At 71.7% G+C, this 3,047-nt stretch carries 3 protein-coding genes; all 3 read left to right on the top strand.

Annotated elements, in window-relative coordinates:
• On the top strand, nucleotides 1-2,127 hold a 2,127-nt coding region (kdpB, locus tag DBR36_RS12010), incomplete at its 5' end, for a potassium-transporting ATPase subunit KdpB (RefSeq protein WP_108319690.1).
• An 11-nt stretch (nucleotides 2,128-2,138) separates the two neighbouring features.
• Complete coding sequence (gene kdpC / locus DBR36_RS12015) at nucleotides 2,139-2,729, top strand: K(+)-transporting ATPase subunit C (protein ID WP_108319692.1); 591 nt, start codon at nucleotides 2,139-2,141, stop codon at nucleotides 2,727-2,729.
• A gap of 127 nt (nucleotides 2,730-2,856) precedes the next feature.
• On the top strand, nucleotides 2,857-3,047 hold a 191-nt coding region (locus DBR36_RS18090; RefSeq protein WP_219927648.1), incomplete at its 3' end, for a hypothetical protein.

Here is a 3,047-nt window from a genome sequence, read left to right on the forward strand (position 1 = left end):
GCCCCCGCGGGCGAGGCCGCACCCGCCCCGCGCCGCGCGTTCAGCGCCGCGCAGATCGTCGCCGCCCTGCCGGGCGCCGCGAAGAAGCTCAACCCCGCCGCGCAGTGGCGCAACCCCGTGATGTTCCTCGTCTGGGTGGGGGCGGCGCTGACCACGCTCATCGCGATCGCCGAGCCGTTCGTCGGCGGCCGCGACGACACCCTCCCCTTCGGCTTCACGTGGGGGATCGCCGTCTGGCTGTGGCTCACGGTGTTCTTCGCCAACATCGCCGAGTCCGTCGCCGAGGGCCGCGGCAAGGCCCAGGCGGCCACGCTGCGCAAGACCCGCACGACGACCTCGGCCCGCCGCGTGGTCTCGTACGACGAGAAGGCGGACCCCTCGGCATCCGGAGCCGCCACCGAGGACGTACCCTCGGGCGACCTGCGCGTCGGCGACGTCGTGCTGGTCGAGACCGGTGAGCTCATCCCCGGCGACGGCGACATCGTCTCAGGCATCGCGACGGTCGACGAGTCGGCCATCACCGGCGAATCGGCCCCCGTCGTGCGCGAGTCCGGGGGCGATCGCAGCGCCGTCACCGGCGGCACGCGCGTCCTCAGCGACCGCATCGTGGTGAAGATCACCTCGAAGCCGGGCGAGACGTTCGTCGACCGCATGATCGCGCTCGTCGAGGGCGCCTCGCGCCAGCGCACGCCCAACGAGATCGCGCTGAACATCCTGCTCGCGAGCCTGTCGATCGTGTTCGTCGTGGTCGTGCTGGTGCTGAACCCCATCGCCTCGTACGCGGCGTCCCCCGTCTCGATCCCCGTGCTCGTGGCGCTGCTGGTCTGCCTCATCCCGACGACGATCGGCGCGCTGCTGAGCGCGATCGGCATCGCCGGCATGGACCGCCTGGTGCAGCGCAACGTCCTGGCGATGTCGGGCCGCGCGGTCGAGGCCGCGGGCGACGTCACCACCCTGCTGCTCGATAAGACCGGCACCATCACCTACGGAAACCGTCGCGCCTCGGCCTTCGTGCCGCTCGACGGCGTCGGCGGACCGCTCCTCGCCGAGTACGCCTCGCTGTCGTCGCAGGCCGACCCCACGCCCGAGGGCGTCTCGGTGGTCGAACTCGCCGCCGCGCAGGGCATCGTCGCCGAGATGCCCCGCGGCGCCGAGCCGGTGCCCTTCACTGCGCAGACGCGCATGAGCGGACTCGACCTGGCCGACGGCACGCAGGTGCGCAAGGGCGCGAGCGCCGCCGTGCTCGCCTGGCTCGAATCCACGGGGACGCCCGTCGCGACGGCGCTGCGAGCGCAGCTGCTGAGCGAGACGGATGCCATCGCGCAGTCCGGCGGCACCCCGCTCGTCGTGGCGACGTGGACGCCGGCGTCGTCCGGAACGGGCGCCGGCCGCCTGCTGGGCGTCATCCACCTCAAGGACGTCGTCAAGGACGGCCTGCGCGAACGCTTCGGCGAACTGCGCGCGATGGGCATCCGCACCGTGATGATCACGGGCGACAACCCGCTCACCGCCAAGGCGATCGCCGCCGAGGCCGGGGTCGACGACTTCCTCGCCGAGGCCACCCCCGAGGACAAGCTCGCCCTCATCCAGCGCGAGCAGGAGGGCGGCAACCTCGTCGCGATGACCGGCGACGGCACCAACGACGCGCCCGCCCTCGCGCAGGCCGACGTGGGCGTCGCGATGAACACGGGCACCTCGGCCGCGAAAGAGGCCGGCAACATGGTCGACCTCGACAGCGACCCGACCAAGCTCATCGACATCGTGCGCATCGGCAAGCAGCTGCTCATCACGCGCGGCGCGCTCACGACGTTCTCGCTCGCCAACGACATCGCGAAGTACTTCGCCATCATCCCGGCGATGTTCATGGGGGTGTTCCCGGGCCTCGCGGTGCTCAACGTCATGCAGCTGTCGTCTCCGGCATCCGCTGTCCTCAGCGCGATCATCTTCAACGCGATCGTGATCATCGTGCTCATCCCCCTCGCCCTGCGCGGTGTGAAATACCGCGCGGCGAGCGCGGCGAGCATCCTCAGCCGCAACCTGCTCGTCTACGGGCTCGGCGGCGTCCTCGTCCCCTTCATCGGCATCAAGCTCATCGACCTCGTCGTGAGCCTGCTGCCGGGATTCTGAAAGGCCCCGTCATGCGTCTCACCCTGCGTACCGCGGGTGTCGCCGTCCGCGCGATGCTCGTCTTCACCGCCCTCCTCGGCGTGGGCTACATGCTGCTGATCACCGCGATCGGCCAGGTCGCCCTGCCGTTCCAGGCCAACGGCTCGCTCGCGACCGCGGCCGACGGCACGGTCGTCGGCTCGCAGCTCCTCGGGCAGTCCTTCACGGATGCCGACGGCGCCGCTCTGCCGCAGTACTTCCAGTCGCGTCCCTCGGCGGCCGGCGACGGATACGACGCCGCCGCCTCGAGCGGATCGAACCTCGGGCCCGAGAACGAGGACCTCATCGCCTCGATCTCGGAGCGCGAGAAGGCGTCACGTGTCTTGGACGGCGACGGCACGATCCCCGTCGACGCGCTCACCGCCTCGGGCTCGGGCCTGGACCCCGACATCTCGGTCGCGAACGCCGAGCACCAGGTGGCGCGGGTCGCCGAGGCCCGTGGCATCCCGGTCTCCGACGTCGAGGCGCTCGTCGCCGCGCACACGCTGCCCCGCGACCTCGGATACCTGGGCGACCCGCGCGTCAACGTCGTGGAGCTCAACCGCGCGCTCGACGCCCGCTGAGCGACGAGAATCGTCGTCATGCGTATGCCCTCCGCCGCCGCCGTCGCGCCTCTCGCGCGGCGGCGGTGGCGCGCCGTGGTGTCGTCGCTGTGCGCCGCGCCCGTTTCATCGGCGCCATTCGGCACGCATGAAGGGCGCGCGCGACACTTTGACGCCACCCGACGCGCTGCCGCCCGCCGCTCCGCCGCCACCGCCGTTTCATCGGCGCCAATTGGCACGCATCAAGGGCTTCCGCGACACTTTGACGCCACCCAACGCGCGGCCGCCCGCGCTTCACGAGGCGCTCCCGGCGGTGGGGGTGGGGGCGCAGCGAACGAC

This window comes from Microbacterium sp. HMWF026 (assembly GCF_003061325.1).
In the GTDB taxonomy this organism is placed as follows: domain Bacteria; phylum Actinomycetota; class Actinomycetes; order Actinomycetales; family Microbacteriaceae; genus Microbacterium; species Microbacterium testaceum_E.